This is a genomic window from Microbacterium sp. NPDC055683, assembly GCF_053617895.1.
This window is the reverse complement of sequence record NZ_JBSHGQ010000029.1, coordinates 1-18,668: the sequence shown is the minus strand read 5'-3', so window position 1 is coordinate 18,668 and position 18,668 is coordinate 1. Positions and strand designations below refer to the sequence as shown.

At 69.6% G+C, this 18,668-nt stretch carries 21 protein-coding genes and 1 rRNA gene; 7 read left to right on the top strand and 15 right to left on the bottom strand.

The genetic code is table 11. The features are described 5' to 3' along the window. Positions 1-42: 42 nt before the first annotated feature. From ACWGPF_RS11815 to ACWGPF_RS11805, 3 genes are all read right to left on the bottom strand, one after another. On the bottom strand, positions 43-1,473 hold the full coding sequence (locus ACWGPF_RS11815) for a DUF222 domain-containing protein (RefSeq protein ID WP_452333009.1): 1,431 nt from the start codon (positions 1,471-1,473) through the stop codon (positions 43-45). A gap of 142 nt (positions 1,474-1,615) precedes the next feature. Next, positions 1,616-2,257, bottom strand: a complete 642-nt coding sequence (locus ACWGPF_RS11810; RefSeq protein WP_452333008.1) for a response regulator — start codon at positions 2,255-2,257, stop codon at positions 1,616-1,618. After that, positions 2,254-3,867 (bottom strand): ATP-binding protein, encoded by a 1,614-nt coding sequence (locus ACWGPF_RS11805; RefSeq protein WP_452333007.1) that lies wholly within the window; start codon positions 3,865-3,867, stop codon positions 2,254-2,256. Before ACWGPF_RS11805 ends, ACWGPF_RS11810 begins: the two co-directional genes overlap by 4 nt. A 175-nt stretch (positions 3,868-4,042) precedes the next feature. On the opposite strand from ACWGPF_RS11805, the gene ACWGPF_RS11800 reads away from it, so the two are divergent. Together ACWGPF_RS11800 and ACWGPF_RS11795 are read left to right on the top strand one after the other, a co-directional pair. After that, positions 4,043-5,518, top strand: coding sequence for a CitMHS family transporter (locus tag ACWGPF_RS11800; protein WP_452333006.1), 1,476 nt, complete (start codon positions 4,043-4,045; stop codon positions 5,516-5,518). A gap of 217 nt (positions 5,519-5,735) precedes the next feature. Beyond that, the gene (locus ACWGPF_RS11795; RefSeq protein ID WP_452333005.1) at positions 5,736-6,299 is read left to right on the top strand and encodes a manganese efflux pump MntP; all 564 of its coding nucleotides are present in this window, start codon (positions 5,736-5,738) and stop codon (positions 6,297-6,299) included. 3 nt (positions 6,300-6,302) lie between these two features. Here the strand turns inward: ACWGPF_RS11795 and ACWGPF_RS11790 are convergent, their stop codons facing one another. After that, a complete protein-coding gene (locus ACWGPF_RS11790; protein ID WP_452333004.1) occupies positions 6,303-6,575 on the bottom strand; it encodes a hypothetical protein in 273 nt (90 codons plus the stop codon). A gap of 151 nt (positions 6,576-6,726) precedes the next feature. Here ACWGPF_RS11790 and ACWGPF_RS11785 point away from each other — a divergent pair, with 151 nt between their 5' ends. Then, on the top strand, positions 6,727-7,146 hold the full coding sequence (locus tag ACWGPF_RS11785) for an N-acetyltransferase family protein (RefSeq protein WP_452333003.1): 420 nt from the start codon (positions 6,727-6,729) through the stop codon (positions 7,144-7,146). A gap of 6 nt (positions 7,147-7,152) precedes the next feature. Here ACWGPF_RS11785 and ACWGPF_RS11780 read toward each other — a convergent pair whose 3' ends face one another. Further along, the gene (locus tag ACWGPF_RS11780) at positions 7,153-7,794 is read right to left on the bottom strand and encodes a GntR family transcriptional regulator (protein ID WP_452333002.1); all 642 of its coding nucleotides are present in this window, start codon (positions 7,792-7,794) and stop codon (positions 7,153-7,155) included. 225 nt (positions 7,795-8,019) lie between these two features. After that, positions 8,020-8,919, bottom strand: coding sequence for a sunset domain-containing protein (locus ACWGPF_RS11775; RefSeq protein ID WP_452333001.1), 900 nt, complete (start codon positions 8,917-8,919; stop codon positions 8,020-8,022). An 83-nt stretch (positions 8,920-9,002) separates the two neighbouring features. On the opposite strand from ACWGPF_RS11775, the gene ACWGPF_RS11770 reads away from it, so the two are divergent. Further along, positions 9,003-9,398 (top strand): VOC family protein, encoded by a 396-nt coding sequence (locus ACWGPF_RS11770; RefSeq protein WP_452333000.1) that lies wholly within the window; start codon positions 9,003-9,005, stop codon positions 9,396-9,398. 142 nt (positions 9,399-9,540) lie between these two features. Next, positions 9,541-9,672 (top strand): hypothetical protein, encoded by a 132-nt coding sequence (locus ACWGPF_RS11765; RefSeq protein ID WP_452332999.1) that lies wholly within the window; start codon positions 9,541-9,543, stop codon positions 9,670-9,672. Positions 9,673-9,685: 13 nt separating this feature from the next. Here ACWGPF_RS11765 and ACWGPF_RS11760 read toward each other — a convergent pair whose 3' ends face one another. From ACWGPF_RS11760 to nrdH, 7 genes are all read right to left on the bottom strand, one after another. Further along, the gene (locus tag ACWGPF_RS11760; RefSeq protein WP_452332998.1) at positions 9,686-10,030 is read right to left on the bottom strand and encodes a DUF1801 domain-containing protein; all 345 of its coding nucleotides are present in this window, start codon (positions 10,028-10,030) and stop codon (positions 9,686-9,688) included. Positions 10,031-10,077: 47 nt separating this feature from the next. Beyond that, the gene (locus ACWGPF_RS11755) at positions 10,078-10,245 is read right to left on the bottom strand and encodes a hypothetical protein (protein WP_452332997.1); all 168 of its coding nucleotides are present in this window, start codon (positions 10,243-10,245) and stop codon (positions 10,078-10,080) included. Between the two features lie 465 nt (positions 10,246-10,710). Then, positions 10,711-10,953, bottom strand: a complete 243-nt coding sequence (locus tag ACWGPF_RS11750; RefSeq protein ID WP_452332996.1) for an NAD(P)-binding domain-containing protein — start codon at positions 10,951-10,953, stop codon at positions 10,711-10,713. A 133-nt stretch (positions 10,954-11,086) separates the two neighbouring features. Further along, the gene (gene nrdF / locus ACWGPF_RS11745; protein WP_345441603.1) at positions 11,087-12,061 is read right to left on the bottom strand and encodes a class 1b ribonucleoside-diphosphate reductase subunit beta; all 975 of its coding nucleotides are present in this window, start codon (positions 12,059-12,061) and stop codon (positions 11,087-11,089) included. Positions 12,062-12,086: 25 nt separating this feature from the next. Beyond that, positions 12,087-14,249: a class 1b ribonucleoside-diphosphate reductase subunit alpha gene (gene nrdE, locus ACWGPF_RS11740; protein ID WP_452332995.1), complete on the bottom strand. Its 2,163-nt coding sequence runs from the start codon at positions 14,247-14,249 to the stop codon at positions 12,087-12,089. After that, on the bottom strand, positions 14,228-14,683 hold the full coding sequence (gene nrdI, locus ACWGPF_RS11735) for a class Ib ribonucleoside-diphosphate reductase assembly flavoprotein NrdI (protein WP_345441598.1): 456 nt from the start codon (positions 14,681-14,683) through the stop codon (positions 14,228-14,230). The genes nrdE and nrdI overlap by 22 nt, the downstream gene beginning before the upstream one ends. A 23-nt stretch (positions 14,684-14,706) precedes the next feature. Then, entirely contained in the window at positions 14,707-14,940 is a 234-nt protein-coding gene (nrdH, locus tag ACWGPF_RS11730) for a glutaredoxin-like protein NrdH (RefSeq protein WP_156243149.1), read from the bottom strand. Positions 14,941-15,291: 351 nt separating this feature from the next. Here nrdH and ACWGPF_RS11725 point away from each other — a divergent pair, with 351 nt between their 5' ends. Continuing rightward, entirely contained in the window at positions 15,292-16,497 is a 1,206-nt protein-coding gene (locus tag ACWGPF_RS11725) for an MFS transporter (protein ID WP_345441596.1), read from the top strand. Positions 16,498-16,586: 89 nt separating this feature from the next. Here the strand turns inward: ACWGPF_RS11725 and ACWGPF_RS11720 are convergent, their stop codons facing one another. Then, complete coding sequence (locus ACWGPF_RS11720; RefSeq protein WP_345441593.1) at positions 16,587-16,859, bottom strand: metal-sensitive transcriptional regulator; 273 nt, start codon at positions 16,857-16,859, stop codon at positions 16,587-16,589. Positions 16,860-16,917: 58 nt separating this feature from the next. Here ACWGPF_RS11720 and ACWGPF_RS11715 point away from each other — a divergent pair, with 58 nt between their 5' ends. Further along, positions 16,918-18,189, top strand: a complete 1,272-nt coding sequence (locus ACWGPF_RS11715; RefSeq protein ID WP_452332994.1) for a DUF445 domain-containing protein — start codon at positions 16,918-16,920, stop codon at positions 18,187-18,189. 389 nt (positions 18,190-18,578) lie between these two features. On the opposite strand, the gene rrf is transcribed toward ACWGPF_RS11715, so the two are convergent. Further along, positions 18,579-18,668, bottom strand: a 5S ribosomal RNA gene (gene rrf, locus ACWGPF_RS11710); the annotation flags it as partial.

The window sequence follows — 18,668 nt, the reverse complement described above, 5'->3', positions numbered from 1 at the left end:
ATCGCCACCGCCTGAGACCGGGACCCGCGCCCGCGCCCACGCTCAGGCGGCGAGGTGGTAGCGGGTGGGTCCGCCGCGGCGGGGTGTTCTGGTGTGGTCGAGCCAGGCTGGTGGGGTGAACCAGGGGATGGCGTCACGGCCGGTGCCTTCGAGGTGGATGTCCCATCCGTCGCCGTGGACCCGGTGGTGGCAGGCAGTGCAGAGCAGGATCGCGTTGTCGAGATCGGTGCCGCCACCTCTCGACCACCATCGGATGTGGTGCACGACAGTGTGGGAGGGTGGGGCGCCGCAGAACGCGCACCCCTGATCACGTTCGGCGATGGCGAGTTTCTGCGCGGGCGTGAACAGGCGCCTCGCGCGTCCGAGGTCGAGGATCTCGCTATTCCCTCCGAGGACGACCGGGATGATCTCCGCATCCGCGGCCATCCGCCGGATCGCTCCTGCGGTGAGGGGCTGCTCGATCCCATCGACCCGGACCACGGCGCCCGCCCCGCCGTCGCTCCTCGCGCCTGCTCCGCCTCTCGGCGTGCGGAACGCGACACCCGCCTGCCCTGCCCTGTCCGTCGTGCTGTCGTGGGTGTCGAGCGCGGCGGTGAGGTCGTCCAGGCCCATCCTCACGACCATCGTCGCGATCGGACGCGTCGGGACCCGGTCACAGCCGAGGGTGTGACGGGCCAGGTCGGCGAGGATATCCGCCCGCATCTGCCCCGGTGTGCGCCGGTCACGCATCGCCTCATCGGGCTCGTGCTCGTTGCGGCGCATGTTCCGTGTGACGATCCGGTCGATCGCCGCCACGACCGGCGCCGCCGTCTCGGGGTCGAGGCGGCCCGTGACCGTCACCATCCCGTCGCGTCCGGTCCGGAACGACAGCATCCGCGCATCCCGACGCCCCTCCTCCCGCGGCTCCGCCCCATCCGGATCGAGATGCTCCTCGACATCCAGAAGAAGCCGGCGCACCTCGTCGCCGGTGAGACCCGGGATCCGGGCGACGAGGATCTCCTCCATCGACAGACACGCCGCATCCCCCGCCCGCACGGCCACACGGTCCAGCATCGCGACGACGAGGCCGGCAGAGGCGGCACTCAACCGGCCATCCCGGACAGCGTCCGCCACATGCGGATGCGTCGACGGCAGCGTCTCCCCGATCAGGTTCGCACGAGGCGCGGTCGCCTCACCGACCCGGATCAGCCGCGACGCCTCCGCCGAGGCCATCCCGGTGACCGCGCTCAGCAACGCCACCGCGCCCGTGAACCCCTGCTTCCGCGCGAAGGAGTCCTTCCCGAGCTCACGACGCGACTGCCGGGAGATCTCCGCCGCCACCGGCACCAGCGCCGCATCCGCCAGACGCCGCACCTCCCCCAGCGTCTCGGCCAGCCGCGCAAGCTCCCCCGCGGCGGCACCCGCCACGTCCAGCCCCGCGACCGCGACACGCAGCCCGTCAGCGAGAGAGGTGAACGAGGGAGACGGCTCCATAGAACAAAATTACCGTGGAGGCATCCCGCTGTCAACACATTTATCGAAGATTCTTTCGATAAATGCTCGGTGTCCTCGGCGCCTGAGAACCGCGCCGGAGCGCGAAGGGCCCGCACCACGGCCCGGAGGAGACCGCGCCCCGTCACACCACCCGGTAGCGGTGCTCGGGGCGCCCTGCCGTGCCGTACTGAAGCGAGACCTCGACCGCGCCGCGGGCGGCGAGCTCGGCGAGATGGCGCTGCGCCGTCGCCCGCGAGACCCCCGTCCGCGCCGCGAGCTCGACGCTGGAGGCCTCCCCCTCCGCGAGCGCATCGAGGAGGAGCTGCTGCGTTCCCGCCCGAGCGGGCGCGGGCGCGGCGCCGCCATGGAGGACGCCGACCGCCCGGTCGATCGTCTCCTGCGTGACGCTCCCCGACGCGAGCAGATTGCGGTAGCGCAGATATCGGTCGAGTCGATCCTGCAGTGCCCGCGGATCGAACGGCTTGACGAGGTAGTGCAGCGCCCCGGACGCGAGCGCACGCCGCACGGTCGGCACGTCGTCGGCCGCGCTCAGCACGAAGCGGTCGATGCCCGCCTCGCGGCCGATCTCGATGCCGTCGCCGTCGGGGAGATACACGTCGAGGAGCAGCAGGTCGGGCCCGAGATCGCGGATGGCGATGCGCGCGGACGCCGCATCGCGCACGGGCGGCAGCGCCGTGAAGCCCGGGCGGGCGTCGACGAGGTCGCGGTGGATGCCGCTCACGCGGAAATCGTCGTCGACGATGAGCACCCGGATGCCGGTCATGTCTCCCTCTCCCTCATGACGCCGGGAAGCCGCGCCGCGAACACCGCGCCGTGCCCCTCCCCGCGCGGCTCCGCCAGCCAGAGCTCGCCGCCGCGTCGGCGCGTGAAGCGCCGCGCGAGCGGCAGACCGATCCCGCGTCCGTGCACGCGCTCGGTCGCATCATCCTCCGCCTGACGCGCTTTCTCGAACACCGACTCCGGCTCGTCGACCCCGGGCCCCGAGTCGGTCACGGTGAGCGCGAGCTCGTCTCCCGCATCCAGGAGCGACACCTCGACCCACCGCGGCTCCTCTCCCGCGGACGCCGCCGTGACGGCGTTGTCCACGAGGTTGCCGAGCACGGCGGCGACATCCTCGGCCTCGGCCACGATCCCCACGACGAAGGTGTCCTCCCCGATCCGCAGGTCGACGCCCCGCTCGCGCGCCTCGATGCGCTTCGCTGCGAGGAACGAGCGCAGGAACGGCTCGTCGACCTCGATGCCCGCCTCCTCGGGGATGGCTCCGCGTTCGGAGAACTCCGCGAGCAGATCCTGGGCCTCGTCGACCCTGCCCGCCGCGATCATGCCGCGCACGGCATGCATGCGGTTGGCGAACTCGTGCCGCTGCGCGCGGAGCGCGTTGGTCGCCGCCCGCACGGCGTCGAGCCGCTCCGCGAGGGCGACGACGTCGGTGCGGTCGCGGAGGACGGCGACGACGCCGAGCGATCGCGGGCCGTGGTGCACCCGACGCACCTCCACGTAGACGACGCGGTCGGCGAGCACGAGCTCGGCGTGCACGAGCGGCTCCCCTCCGAGCGCCTGGTCGAGAGCCGCGCGGAGCCGTGGCGGCAGCTCGAGCTCGTCGAGCCGGCGGCCGACGACCTCCGGCAGGCCCGCGGCGTCGTTCACGGCGCGCACGAGGCCGTCGTCCGAGACGGCCAGCACGCCGTCGTGCACGCCCTCGAGGATGGCCGCCCTGCTCTGCAGCAGTCCGCCCAGCTCCTCCGGCTGGACCCCGCGCGTGAGCCGCTCGAGACGACGGCGGATGAGGAAGGACACGAGCGCGGCGATGCCGAGCGCGACGAGCGCGATGACGACGAAGACGCCGACGAGCAGCGGCGCGTCGGCGAAGACGCGCGACGGCGCGATCCCGACGCTCACCTCGCCGACGACGGCATCGCCATCCGGTGAGAGCACGGGCACCTTGGCGCGGACCGACTCGCCGAGCGTCCCCCGCTCCCAGGCGATGACCTCCTCCCCCGCGATGACGCGGGCGAAGTCGGTGCTCACGCGCTCGCCGAGGAGCGCGGGGTCGGGATGGGCGAGACGCAGGCCCAGGTCGTTCGCGATGACGACGAACAGCGTGTCCGTGCGCGCGACGATCCCCGCCGCATACGCCTGCAGCGGGCCATCCGCCAGGGCATCGGCGTCGAGCGCCTCCTCGCCCGCGGAGGCGGCGACATCCGCCCGCACCTGCGGGTCGCTCGCGACGGTGCGCGCCACGGCGAGCGCCGTCGACTCCGCCTCGTCGCGCAGCTGCCCGATGCCGAGCACGGCGAACGCCGAGATGCACACGGCGATCACGACCGCGGCCGCCGCGACCTGCATCGCGAACACCCTCGTCGTGAACCGCATACGTCGAGTATCCCCGCCGTCGGGGTCGAGCAGAATGCGCACAACCCGCTCAACGCGCAGATGCCCGCACAATGCGCGCATCGTCCGCGGGAGCGGCGTCGCACCGTAGCGTCACCCGGGTACGCTCTCCCGCCGATCGCGACGACGCGGACCGGCTCGACGACAAGGACGTCACATGCTCGTGATCCTCGGATTCACCATGATCCTCGCGTTCATGGTGCTCATCATGACCAAGCGCCTCACGCCCATGGTGGCGCTCATCCTCGTGCCGACGATCTTCGGGCTGTTCGCGGGTGCGGGCCTCGGCATCGGCGACATGGTCATCTCGGCCATCGGCGACATGGCCCCGACCGCCGCGCTGCTCATGTTCGCGATCATGTACTTCGGCATCATGATCGACGTCGGCCTGTTCGACCCGCTCATCCGATTCATCACGCGCGCGCTCGGCGACGATCCCGCCAAGGTCGTGCTCGGCACCGCGCTGCTCGCGGGTGCCGTGTCCCTCGACGGCGACGGCTCCACGACGTTCATCATCACGACGTCGGCCATGCTCCCGCTCTACCTGCGCCTCGGGATGAGCCCCGTCGTCCTCACGTGCGTCGCGGGTCTCATGAACGGCACGCTGAACATCGTGCCGTGGGGAGGACCGACCGTGCGCGCGGCGACCGCGCTGGGTCTGCAGCCGACCGACGTGTTCGTCCCGATGATCCCCTCGCTCGCCGTCGGCCTCGTCGTCGCGCTGGGGCTGTCGTGGATGCTCGGCCTGTCGGAGCGGAAGCGCCTGGGCCGACTGAGCCTGACAGGCGCCGACGAGCTGTGGGAGCAGGACGGCACGACGCGCCCCGGCCGCTTCGGGATGCGCGTCCCGAAGCTCCGCTCGGGTGTCGGCAACCCCGGCGCGCGCGCCACGCTCGGCACGACGAACGTCCTCACGGTGAAGGGCTCGGGACTGCGCGCTCCGGCGCTCCTCGGCGAGGACGAGCGCGACACCGCCATGGCCGACACGATGCTGAGCCCCGACCGCGCCACGCTCCGCCCGAAGCTCATCTGGGCGAACCTCGTGCTCACGCTCGCGGTCATGGTGCTGCTCGTGCTCGACGTCATGCCGCTCGCCTTCGTCTTCATGATCGGCACGGGCGTCGCGCTCGTCCTGAACTTCCCCAAGCTGAAGGAGCAGAGCGCCGAGATCGTCGCGCACGCACCGAGCATCGTCGGCGTCGTGTCGATGGTCCTCGCGGCGGGCGTCCTGGTCGGGGTGCTGGATGGCACGGGCATGGTCACGGCGATGGCCGACTGGGTCGTCGACATCGTGCCGCCCGCGCTCGGCCCGTTCTTCGCCGTCATCACCGGTCTGCTGTCGATCCCCATGACGTTCTTCATGTCGAACGACGCCTTCTACTACGGCATCCTGCCGATCCTCGCCGAGAGCGCGTCGACCTACGGCATCTCGGCCGCCGAGATGGCGCGCGCGTCGATCATCGGGCAGCCCGTGCACCTGCAGAGCCCGCTCGTCCCGGCCATCCTGCTGCTCGTCTCGCTCGCGAACGTCAACCTCGGCGACCACCACAAGAAGGTGCTGTGGCGCGCGACGGTCGTGTCTCTCGTCATGCTCGGCGTCGGCATCCTCGTCGGCTCCGTGCCGATCGGTTGAGCCCGCCCCGGAAGGCCGTCCCGTGAGGGGCGGCCTTCCGGCGTCCCGCGGCGGTTCGGCCGCCGACGTTCGGCGCCCCGAAATGCTGTCAATCGCGCTCTCGGCTTGGTCGCGGCTCGACGCGTCGGCCAGGCTGGAACGAGCGGAGGGAAAGCGTTGCCCTTCGGTGCGCGACGAGGTGCCGACCCTCGTCCGTCGGCCGAGGAGGAGAGCCCGCATGACCCCCTGGACGCTGATCCCGCTCGCGATCGGGGTGTCGGCCGACGCGTTCGCCGTCGCCCTCGGCAAGGGGCTGCAGCTGCGGTCGCGCGTACTCGTGGGCGCGCTCGTCATCGCCACGGCGTTCGGCGTCGCCCAGGCGGTCATGCCGCTCATCGGATGGCTGCTCGGCAGCGCCTTCGCGGAGGCCATCGCCCCCTTCGACCACTGGATCGCCTTCGCCCTGCTCGGGTTCATCGGCGGCAAGATGCTGTGGGAGGCGTTCCAGCCCGACGATGCCGAGGGCGAGGCGCCCGCACATCTCTCCAAGCGGGAGGTCGCGGTGCTCGCGATCGCGACGAGCATCGACGCCCTCGCCGTGGGGCTGTCGTTCGCATTCCTCGACGTCGCGGTATGGTCGGCCGTGCTCGCGATCGGCGTCATCACCTTCGCGCTGTCGTTCGTCGCGGTGCTCGTCGGGCACCGCATCGGCACCCGCTGGCGCCGTCCCGCCGAGATCGTCGGCGGCGTCGTGCTCATCGGGATCGGCGTGCAGATCCTCTTCGAGCACCTGCTCGCGTAGGGCTCACACGGCGCGCACCGACATGAGCCCCCATCCCTCGGGGACCTTCGCCTCGAGGGCGGCCATGTCGTCGGCCTCGATCTCCGCGATCTCCGTGCTCCGGTACCGGCCTGCGGCGCTGATCGACGTCGAGCGCTTCGCCATCGACACGGTCGCGTCGGTGAGGATGTACCCCTCAGGCACCTGAGCCTCGAGCGCCGCGCGCACATCCTCCTGCGTCTGCGCCTCCGCGCCGATCTCCCCGACGTCGTTCCGCCTGATCACACCCACGAGCACCCGTCCAGCCTACGTCGCCGGCGACATCGACTCGCGCCGGTGCCCGCGCGCCCGCCCTCTTCGCGCCGGGCCATTCGCGCCGGGACTACCCCTCGGCGTCGAGACCAGTGCTGCGAGCAAGGGTCCGGGCGACGCGGGATAGCCTGGACGGATGGACTGGACGCTGCGCCCCGCGCTCGACTCCGACGCCGCATGGCTCGCAGAGCTCCGTGCCGACGTCCTGCGGGACGACCTCGAGCGCCTCGGACGGTACGACCCGGTCCGCGTGCGCGAGCGGTTCCGCTCCGCGTACGCCCCGGCGCTCACCCGCATCATCGTGGTCGACGGCGAGGACGCCGGATCGATCGCGGTCCGAACCGCGGACGACGGGACCTGGATCGAGCACTTCTACCTCGTGCCTCACCTTCAGGGCCGCGGCATCGGGGCGGGGGTCCTCGCGCATGTGCTCTCCGGAGGCGGCATCCACCGCCTCAACGTGCTGCAGGGCAGCCCGGCCCGCCGGCTGTACGAGCGGCACGGCTTCGCCCTCGACAGCGAAGACGAGGTCGACGTCTTCCTCGTGAGGCGCTGAGTCCCCTCAGCCGCACTCGATGCCGTGGAGGGATCGGACGATCCGCTCCGCCGCATCGCCGTCGCCTGCGGCGATCGCCTCCCGCAGCGCGGCGTAGAGCTCGAGCTGCGCGGCCGCTTCGCCTTCGTCGGGCACGAGGTGCTGCAGATTGCGCTCGAGCGCCAGCTCCATCTCGGCGAGGTGCGCGTGATGCAGCCGGTTGCCCGACATGCCCGAGAGGAACGAGAACAGCTCGCGCCGCCGTGCCGACGCCGCCGCCGGAGCATCGAGCGCGTCGACGACCGCATCGACCATCCGGATGGCCGCGGCCCGTTCCGCGTCGCCGAGCCGCGGGACCGCCATGTGCGCGACGATTCCCGCCTGGTATCCGGCATGCTCGCGCGAGGCGCGGACGTCCTCCTCCGTCACCTCCGTGACGCGCGTCGAGCGGCTCGGCAGCATCTCGACCATCCCGATGCGCTCGAGGCGCTGCAGCGCTTCGCGCACGGGCATCCGCGACACGTGCATCTCGGCGGCGAGCTCCACATCGCGCACGCGCTGGCCGGCAGGGAGCGTGCCGTCGATGATCGCCTCTCCCAGCCTGCGGAACACCTGCTCCCCCAGCAGCTGCTTCTGCACCGAGATTCCCTCGAGATCGGTGATCCCCATGACCGCCCCCAGCTGTCCGACATCGATCGACGTCGGACCGTCCTCCGGGCCGTTCGAGCGCCCGGCCCCTCCCCAGCAGACTCGAGCCGCTCGAACGACCCGTCCGCCGGTGCGATGCCCTCTCGGCGGCACCGGCTTGTCACCATCTAACGCGACGAACGAGGACAGACAGCGCAGAAAGCCCCGGTGACACCCATATACCAGGATGAGTTGGGCGCAGGAGGACTACCGCTTCGAGGCGCGGTACCCCGCCTTCTCGGCGTCGTGCGGGGTCGCGAAGCACTCCTCCGGGTTGGTGGCGTTGTAGTACTGGCCGCCGGGCACGTGGTAGATCCAGTCGCCGGAGCTGGAGTGGTTGCCCTTGACGGGGTAGCCCGACGGGCAGTTCCAGGTGCCGGGCACGGGAGCGACGGGACCGCTGGGCGCCGGCTGAGCGGGTGCGGGCTGCGGCTTCGCCGGAGCGGGCTGGGAGGGGGAGGGCTTCGGCGCGGCCGGTCCCGTGAGCTCCGGAGCAGCGGCCCCCGACGACGGCGCGTACAGCGCGATGCCCTCGTAGGTCCAGTTGCGGTCGGAGGTGCGCAGCTGCTGGGCCTCCGCCGCGTTCGCCGTGTAGAAGTGCTTCTTGAAGGTGGCGCTCCAGAAGCGGTGGACGGGAACGGTGCCCGAGGTGTTGCTCGCCGCGGTGCAGAACGCGGTTCCCTCGTACGACCAGTTCTTGTCGGTCTGGCGCACCTTCGCGGCCTCCGACGAGCTCGTCGTGAAGAAGTGCGACTCGAACGCGGACGACCAGAACCGGTGCACGCCGACCGTGCCGGCAGGACATCCGTTCGCTCCGACCGGCCAGACCCGGAAGTCCTGGCCCTCGTACGCCCAGTTCGGGTCGCCGGAGTGGAGGTTCTGCGCCTCCGAGCGGTTGACGGTGTAGAAGTGCGCGTTGTCGAACTCCGAGCTCCAGAACCGGTAGACCGGCTGGCTCGTCGACGGGTCGGGCTTCGCAGCGGCAGTGGCCGCACCGGCGGGGATGGCGGCGGCTCCGATCGCGAGGAGGACGGACAGCAGCAGGGTGAGGGCGCGGCGCGGCGCATCGACGTTCCTGTGGGAGAGGGGCAGGGAGAGCCACAGCATATCGACATGTCGGCTCGCATCGCGACGCGTGCACGCACGGTCGTGCTCTCGACATGACCTGCCGATCGGAGCACTCTGGACGCATGAGCGCTTTCCGCACCGACCACGTCTTCAGCGGCTTCAGCGTCGACTCGATCGAGGCCGCGCGCACCTTCTACGCCGAGACGCTCGGCATGGAGGTCGCTGTCGACGCGATGGGCTTTCTGGACATCCGGCTGCCGCAGGGTGGATCCATCCTCGTCTACGAGAAGCCCGATCACACGCCAGCGAGCTTCACCATCCTCAACTTCCCCGTCGACGACATCGACGCGGCCGTCGACGAGCTCAACGCCCGCGGCGTCGTGACGACCATCTACGCCGATCCCGACCTCGGGGCCGACGCGAAGGGCATCGTGCGCGGCGGGCCGGGTCGCGGGCCCGACATCGCCTGGTTCACCGACCCGGCAGGCAACGTCCTGTCGGTGCTCACCTCGCGATGACGGGCGGCACGGTCATGCGCGTCGGCGCGAGATCTTCCGCGTCCATTCGCGCGCGGACGAGCACGGCCGGCAGACGATCGACCTCACGTGGCTCAACGGCCCGGCGGAAGGGACCTACGGCTTCACCGTCTCCGGCCCGGCGATGACGCCCGAGCAGGTGAGGACCGAGGCGGCGGGCTTCGTCGCCGACTTCTTCGCGGAGGGCGGGATCGGGCCATCCGGCTTCGCCGAGTTCATCGATGCGCGACGTTCCGGGGGCGCGGACGCTCGCTGACGGCGACTCGACCTCAGGCGACCGCTCGGCGGACGAGCTCGGCGATGCGGGCCTCGGTCTCCATATCGAGCGACGTCACGCTCCACACGACCGGATGCATCGTCGCTCCCGCGTCGAATGCGGGGTTGATCTCCTCACCGAATCCGAACACGAGGAAGCCCTTGCCGCTCTTGATGTAGCAGACGTCCTCGCCGTCGCGCGTGTAGAACGGGATGCCCCAGCGCAGCAGGGGCTCGAGCGACGGCGCGTTCTCGCGGATGATCGCGTGCACCCGTTCGCCGATCTCGCGATACGGCGCCGGCGCCTCGGCGAGCTTCGCGAGGACCGCGGCATCGCCCTTCTTCGTGAACATTCCCATGCGTGGCCTCCTGCGGAGATCCTAGGGCGTGGAACGGGGCCGAGCACTCACCGCGGGATCGGCATGCGGGCATGCGACGGCCGCGTCGGCGCCGCCCGACGCCGCGGGATGTGCGTGAGCGCCGTGAGGCGCGGGAACTTCACGAGCATGCCGACGATGATCACCGCCTGCACGAGCGGATGATCAGGCAGAGTGGTCGCGACGAGGGCGATCATCAGGGGTGCATTCGAGCGGACGTCGTCATGGCCAGAAGCGTGCGACAACGGGCGTCGAGGCGGAGGAGCGACGCGGCCCACTCGCTGATCACGAACATCGCGAGGAAGAACACGAACACGACACCCAGCACGGCCGCGAGCAGCAGGGGTGCGCCGAGGACGGTCGGGATGTTCCCTGCGGAGATCGTGCAGACGATCCCCGCAACGAGGAGGATGACGATTCGATCGACGCGCCGGATCCGCGCTCGACAAGATGGCAGGCGATGTCGATGCCCGACTCGTACCCTCTAACGATGACGAGCCGGCCGGAGCGCGGCAGCCACGCCTCCGGCTCGCGAGCGAGGCGCGCCATGCCGACGCCGGAGAGGCGCGGTCGTACGGGCTCATGGAACTCTCACCCCGCCCACACGAGCGACCGAGCGTGCACGGGACCACGCGAGGAGACGGTCTCGAAACCATCCCCCGTCACCGCCACCCCTTCACCTCTGTCCCCTCGAGTACCGGGACGCGGAAGTGCGCGACCACGCTCCGCAGGTACTTCGCGTACCGCGCACCATCCGGATAGTCCACGCCGAGGCTGAACGCCGGCGAGGTTTCGGGGTGAACGGCGTTGAGGTTCGTCGAGCCGAAGCCGTTTCCCGTGAACGACGGGGTCAGGAAGCGCAGCCCTTCCGGCCAGTCCAAGAAGGTCTGCCCGATCTCAGCCATGATTCCTTTGCACCGCGCCGTGTCGCTCGGCGCGCCTGGCCGCGCACGAACGAGGCCCCCGGTCGGCTGCTCGAGATGAGCGGCCGACCGGGGGCCTTCGTCCGTCAGGAAACCTGTCCCCGACCGGGGCTTCTCAGAAGTCCCAGTCGTCGTCCTCGGTCGCGACGGCCTTTCCGATGACGTACGACGAGCCCGACCCCGAGAAGAAGTCGTGGTTCTCGTCGGCGTTCGGCGAGAGCGCCGACAGGATGGCGGGGTTCACGTCGGTCACGGTCGACGGGAACATCGCCTCGTAGCCGAGGTTCATGAGCGCCTTGTTGGCGTTGTAGTGCAGGAACTTCTTGACGTCCTCGGTGAGGCCGACGGAGTCGTAGAGATCCTGCGTGTACTGCACCTCGTTGTCGTAGAGCTCGTACAGCAGCGAGAAGGTGTAGTCCTTGAGCTCGGCCTGCTCGGCCTCGCTGACCTTCTCGAGCCCCTTCTGGAACTTGTAGCCGATGTAGTAGCCGTGCACGGCCTCGTCGCGGATGATGAGGCGGATGAGGTCGGCCGTGTTGGTGAGCTTCGCGCGGCTCGACCAGTGCATGGGCAGGTAGAAGCCCGAGTAGAAGAGGAAGCTCTCGAGCAGAGTCGAGGCGACCTTTCGCTTGAGCGGCGAGTCGCCACGGTAGTACTCCATGACGATCTGCGCCTTCTTCTGCAGGTTCGGGTTCTCGACCGACCAGCGGAAGGCCTCGTCGATCTCCTGCGTCGACGCGAGCGTCGAGAAGATCGAGGAGTAGCTCTTCGCGTGCACCGACTCCATGAACGCGATGTTCGTGTAGACGGCCTCCTCGTGCGGCGTCACCGCGTCGGGGATGAGCGAGACGGCGCCCACCGTCGCCTGCACCGTGTCGAGCAGCGTGAGGCCCGTGAACACGCGCATCGTGAGCAGCTGCTCCTCCTGCGTGAGCGTGTTCCACGACTGGATGTCGTTCGAGAGCGGCACCTTCTCGGGCAGCCAGAAGTTGCCCGTGAGGCGGTTCCACACCTCCACGTCCTTGTCGTCCTCGATCCGGTTCCAGTTGATCGCCTGGACGTGATCCAGAAGCTGGAGCTTCTCGGTCATCCTCTTCGTTCCTCTTCTTCCCGCGTCACAGCGTGCAGCTGACGCACATGTCGAGCTCGGTGCCCTCGAGCGCCATCTGGCGGAGACGGATGTAGTAGATCGTCTTGATGCCCTTGCGCCAGGCGTAGATCTGGGCCTTGTTGATGTCGCGCGTGGTCGCCGTGTCCTTGAAGAACAGCGTGAGCGACAGGCCCTGGTCGACGTGCTGCGTCGCGGCGGCGTACGTGTCGATGACCTTCTCGTAGCCGATCTCGTACGCGTCCTGGTAGTAGTCCAGGTTGTCGTTCGTCATGAAGGGCGCCGGGTAGTACACGCGCCCGAGCTTGCCCTCCTTGCGGATCTCGATCTTCGACGCGATCGGGTGGATCGACGACGTCGAGTTGTTGATGTACGAGATCGACCCCGTCGGCGGCACGGCCTGCAGGTTCTGGTTGTAGATGCCGTGCTTCTGGATGGACGCCTTCAGCTGGATCCAGTCCTCCTGCGTCGGGATGTGGTGGCCCGCGAAGAGCTCGGCCACCTTCTCCGTCTGCGGCACCCACGCCTGGTCGATGTACTTGTCGAAGAACGCGCCCGACGCGTACGTCGAGTCCTCGAAGCCGTCGAACGTCTGACCGCGCTCCTTCGCGATGTTGTTCGACGCGCGCAGAGCGTGGAACAGCACCGTGTAGAAGTAGATGTTCGTGAAGTCGAGGCCCTCCTCCGAGCCGTAGTACACGCGCTCGCGGGCGAGGTAGCCGTGCAGGTTCATCTGCCCCAGGCCGATCGCGTGCGAGCGGTCGTTACCGTCCTCGACGGAGCGGACCGAGCGGATGTGGCTCTGGTCGCTCACCGCCGTGAGGGCGCGGATGGAGGTCTCCACGGTCTGGCCGAAGTCGGGCGAGTCCATCGCGAGCGCGATGTTGAGCGACCCGAGGTTGCAGGAGATGTCCTTGCCGATCTGGTCGTACGAGAGGTCCTCGTTGAGCGTCGTCGGCGTGTTCACCTGCAGGATCTCGCTGCACAGGTTCGACATGTTGATCCGGCCCTTGATGGGGTTCGCCCGGTTCACCGTGTCCTCGAACATGATGTACGGGTAGCCCGACTCGAACTGGATCTCGGCGAGCGTCTGGAAGAACTTGCGCGCGTTGATCTTCGTCTTCTTGATGCGCGGGTCGTCGACCATCTCGCGGTACTTCTCCGACACCGAGATGTCGCCGAACGGCACGCCGTAGACGCGCTCGACGTCGTAGGGCGAGAAGAGGTACATGTCCTCGTCGTTGCGCGCGAGCTCGAACGTGATGTCGGGCACGACGACGCCGAGCGACAGCGTCTTGATGCGGATCTTCTCGTCGGCGTTCTCGCGCTTGGTGTCGAGGAACTTCATGATGTCGGGGTGGTGCGCCGACAGGTACACCGCGCCGGCGCCCTGGCGCGCGCCGAGCTGGTTGGCGTAGCTGAACGAGTCCTCGAGCAGCTTCATGACGGGGATGATGCCGCTCGACTGGTTCTCGATCTGCTTGATCGGCGCGCCCGCCTCGCGGATGTTCGACAGCAGCAGGGCGACGCCGCCGCCGCGCTTGGACAGCTGCAGCGAGGAGTTGATGCCGCGCGAGATCGACTCCATGTTGTCCTCGATGCGCAGGAGGAAGCAGCTGACGAGCTCGCCGCGCTGCGCCTTGCCGGCGTTGAGGAAGGTGGGGGTCGCCGGCTGGAAGCGTCCGGAGATGATCTCGTCGACGAGCTTCCACGCGAGCTCCTCGTCGCCGTCGGCGAGCGCGAGCGCCGTCATGACGACGCGGTCCTCGAACCGCTCGAGGTAGCGCTTGCCGTCGAACGTCTTCAGCGTGTAGCTCGTGTAGTACTTGAACGCGCCGAGGAACGTCTCGAAGCGGAACTTCTTGCCGTACGCGAAGGCGTTGAGCTTCTCGATGAACGAGAAGTCGTAGCGCTCGATGACGGCGCCCTCGTAGTACTCCTTCTCCACGAGGTAGTCCAGGCGCTCCTTGAGCGAGTGGAAGAACACCGTGTTCTGGTTCACGTGCTGCAGGAAGTACTCCCGCGCTGCGCGCTTGTCGGCGTCGAACTGGATGCGCCCGTCCGCGTCGTAGAGGTTGAGCATCGCGTTCAGGGCGTGGTAGTCCATGCCATCGAACTTGACGTTCTGCTTGAAGTCGATCTCTTCGGTCAGTGCTGCCGCTTCCACCATCGTTCCAATCCGTCGCCGACCCGCTCGACGTCCTCTGGCGTGCCGAAGACCTCTACCCGATACAAGTGCGGCACGCGGCACTTGCGGCTGATGATGTCTCCGGCGAGGCAGAACGCCTCGCCGAAGTTCGTGTTCCCCGCGGCGATGACGCCGCGGATGTTCTTCCGGTTTCGCTCGTCGTTGAGGAATCGGATGACCTGCTTGGGCACGGCGCCCTTCTCCTCGCCGCGCCCCTGTCCCCCGCCGTACGTGGGGGTGACGAGCACGTAGGGCTCGTCGACTGCCAGCGGCGCATCCCCCCTGTGCAAGGGGATGCGCACCGAGCGGATGCCCGAGCGCCGCTCGAGCTTCTCGATGAAACGCGCCGTGTTGCCCGACGTGCTCGAGAAGTAGACGAGCAGAGGCGTCTCGGTGGCCGTGAGCGTCGCGGTCATGGTGTCACTCCCGCGCGCACGGCTCAGACGAGACGCGCGGCGAGCTCGTCGATCTTGTCGGGGCGGAAGCCCGACCAGTGGTCCTCGTCCGTCACGACGACGGGGGCCTGCAGGTATCCGAGCGCCTTGACCTGCTCGAGCGCGTCGGCGTCCTGCGAGAGGTCGGTGACCTGGTACTCGATGCCCTTCGCATCGAGTGCGCGGTAGGTCGCGTTGCACTGCACGCACGACGGCTTGGTGTAGACCGTGATCGCCATTCTGTTCCCCTCAGATCGTGTTCGAGCCGGCAACCCCCGCCGGGCTCTCAATACTACATATGGGTGCCGACCTTCGGGGGCACCACTAGGGATAGTAGTTACATCCGTGTGATTTTCCACCGCTCCCCACAGGCCTCTCCACCGCTCCCTCCACAGGTATGCAACGCCGGACGGTCCCCGCGAATGCCCGAATCACGCGGATCGCCACCGACCTCCCAGGACTTCTCCACAGGGGCGAACGTAGACCGCACCACCGACATCCGGATGGCCGAGCCGGCGCGGCCCCGGCGTGTCGCGATCAGGGCGCGCAGCATCGCGCAGACGCCCCTGCGGCGGGATACCGTGAGAAGCGTGTCCGGATATCGAGAGCTGCTGCGCACCCGCGGCGTGGGCCGCATCATCGCCGCACAGCTGGCCGCCCGGTTCCCCGGCGGGATGATCGCCCTCGCGCTCCTGCTGCATGTCGAGCACACCCACCACTCCTACGGCGCCGCAGGCACCGTGCTCGCGGCCGTCTCGATCGGCCAGGCCGTCGCCGGCCCCGTGACGAGCCGGTGGATGGGCCGCTGGGGCATGCGGAGGGTCCTCGTGCTCACGACCGCCGTGACCGCCTCCGCCATCGCCGCCCTCGCGCTCGTCACGGCTCCCCTCGCCGTGACCATCCTGCTCGGGCTCGTCGCCGGTCTCGCGTCGCCTCCCGTGCAGTCGGCCGTCCGCACCATCTACCCCAAGCTCGTCCCCTCCTCGCAGCTGACCGCGCTCTACTCGCTCGACGCGTCGCTGCAGGAGGTGATCTGGATCGCCGGGCCCGTGCTCATCACGTTCGTCTCGACGCAGGTGTCGACGGTCGTGGGGCTCGTCATGATCGTCGGCTTCACGCTCGCGGGCGGAGCGTGGTTCATCCTCTCCCCCGAGCTCGGCCGCGTGCGGATCCCGCGCAGCCGGCGGTCGTTCGGCCGCGTGCTCCTGAAGCCCACCGTCGTGCTCACGACCGTGCTCGGCTTCCTCCTCATCGGCGCCTGCTCGGCCGTCGAGGCCGGCGTCGTCGCATCGTTCGGCGAGGGCGCCGTCGAGTCGGGCTTCGTGCTGGCGGTCTTCGCGGTGGGCAGCTTCGCGGGAGGCCTGGCCTTCGGCCACCGCCCCATGGCGCCGTGGTCGATGGCGCGCCGCTACGCCATCGTCGCCGTCGGCATCGCGCTCACCCTCGTGTCGCTCGACGCGTGGTGGATGGGCGGCTCCCTCGTCATCGCGGGCCTCGGCATCGCCCCCGCGCTCGCCATGTCGTTCGCCATCACGTCGGCGAGCGTGAAGTTCAGCGAGACGGCGGAGGCGTACGGCTGGATCGGCACGGGGCAGCTCATCGGCGCCGCCCTGGGCTCGGCGATCGCCGGGTTCATGATCGACGGCTCGGGGCCTCGCGGCGCGCTGACGACGGCGCTCGCGTTCGCCCTCGTCGGCGTCGTGGTCGCCGTGGTCTTCGTCCGCGCGTTTCCCGACCTGCGGCATCGCGACGCGTCGCCGCTGCCCGACACCGAACCCGTCCAGACGCAGCCGTGACGGCAGAGACCTCGCGCCGCTGACGCTCGCTCAGCGCGTCGTGACGACGACGGCCATCCCCCGGTCAGGCAGGACGCCGGAAGCCCGCGTCACTTCCCGTCGAAGTCGAAGGCGCGCAGCAGCTCGCCCACGGCCTGCTCGCGATCGTCGCCCCCGCTCTCGAACATGTGCGTGACGTGCGTGCGCAGGTGGTTCTCCAGCAGCAGCCGGTTGAGCGATTCGAGCGACCGCTGGATGGCGCGCGACTGCGTGATGATGTCCATGCAGTAGTCCTCGTTCTCGATCATCCGGCCGAGCCCGCGCAGCTGCCCCTCGAGGATGCGCGTGCGGTGGAGGGCGCGCTTCTGGATGTCTTCGATCACGTCGCCAGCGTACCCCGGCCGTCCGACGCCCCTCCTGCGGCCGTGCGAGGATCGTGCCATGCCGCGCACACCGGACGACCTGCTCTCTCCCGCCGACCGCGAACGCCGTCGCGCGCTCACGCGCATGAAGGCCGTCGCCGCGGGGGCGCTCGCGTTCATGGCCATCCTCTTCGGCGTCGGGTTCGCGTTCCAGGAGAGCGTGCCCGCTCTCGCATACCTCCGCGCCGCAGGTGAGGGCGGGATGGTCGGAGCGCTCGCCGACTGGTTCGCCGTGACCGCGCTGTTCCGTCGCCCGATGGGGCTGCCCATCCCGCACACGGCGATCATCCCGACCCGCAAGGACGAGATCGGGCGGTCCCTCGGGGAGTTCGTCGAGACGAACTTCCTGTCCGGTCCCGTCGTGCGCGAGAAGCTCGCCTCCGCGCGGATCTCCGCACGGCTCGGCGGATGGCTCGCGCAGCCCGCGCACGCGGAGCGCGTCGCCTCCGAGGGAGCCGCAATGGGTCAGGGCGTCCTCCGCGCCCTCAGCGACGACGACGTGCAGGACCTCGTCGCCTCGCTCGCCCGCGAGCACCTCGTCGAGCCGGAGTGGGGGACGCCTGCGGGGGTCTGGCTGGAGCGGATCGTGGAGACGGGAGCACATCACGCCGCTGTCGACCTCGCGGCCGACAGCGTGACGACATGGCTCACGGGCAACAAGGACGCGTTCGCGGGCCTCGTCTCGAAGCGGCTCCCGTCCTGGGTGCCCTCCGTCGCCCACCGCCTCATCGACGGCGCGCTCTACAACGAGGCGCTGGCGTTCGCGCACGCGGTCCGTGCCGATCCCGCCCATCCGGCGCGGCGTGCGATCGACGGCTACCTGGCCCGGCTCGCCGACAACCTGCAGCACGATTCGGAGACGCGCGCGAAGCTCGAGGGCGCGAAGATCGCCGTATTCGACAGCCCGCGGATGCGCGAGCTCGCCGGGAGCGCATGGGAGACGGCGAAGGCAGGTCTCATCACGTCGCTCGGCGATGCGGAAAGCCCGCTCCGCACGCGACTCCGGGAGGCACTCGTCGACCTCGGCGGACGGCTGTCGACCGACACGGCGGTACAGCGACGCGTGGACGGCTGGGTGGTCGACGCGGCGGGCTTCCTGGTGGAGCGCTACCGCCACGACATCGCGTCGATCATCACCGACACCGTGGAGCGGTGGGACGCGGACGAGACGACGGAGAAGATCGAGCTGCTCGTCGGCCGCGACCTGCAGTACATCCGCCTCAACGGCACCGTCGTGGGCGCCCTCGCGGGCCTCGCCATCTTCGCCGTCGCACACGCCCTGCTCGGCTGAGCCGCCGATGACGGTGCCGGCGAGCGCCGGCGGAGCTCGCCGAGGGCGGTGCCGACGTCCCGCACGCTCGCCAGAAGCCGGCGCCCGCACCGGTACGGTTCCCGCCCGGGTCGCAGTTCGCGTCCACTCCAGGCCCGGTGGGGGCGGTTACCGCGACCTGGACGGTCATCGTTCTCGCCCGGGTCGCAGTCCGCGTCCACTCCAGGCCCGGTGGGGGCGGTTACCGCGACCTGGACGGTCATCGTTCTCGCCCGGGTCGCAGTTCCCGGCCGTTGCGGGGCCGGTGGGGGCGGTTTGTGCGACCTGGGCGGTGGTGTGGGTGGGCCGGGATGGCCGGTGAAAGCACGAAAGGGCCATCCGTCGTCGGATGGCCCTTTCGGTTACGTTAAGTCCGGCGGTGTCCTACTCTCCCACAAGGTCCCCCTTGCAGTACCATCGGCGCTGAGAGGCTTAGCTTCCGGGTTCGGAATGTGACCGGG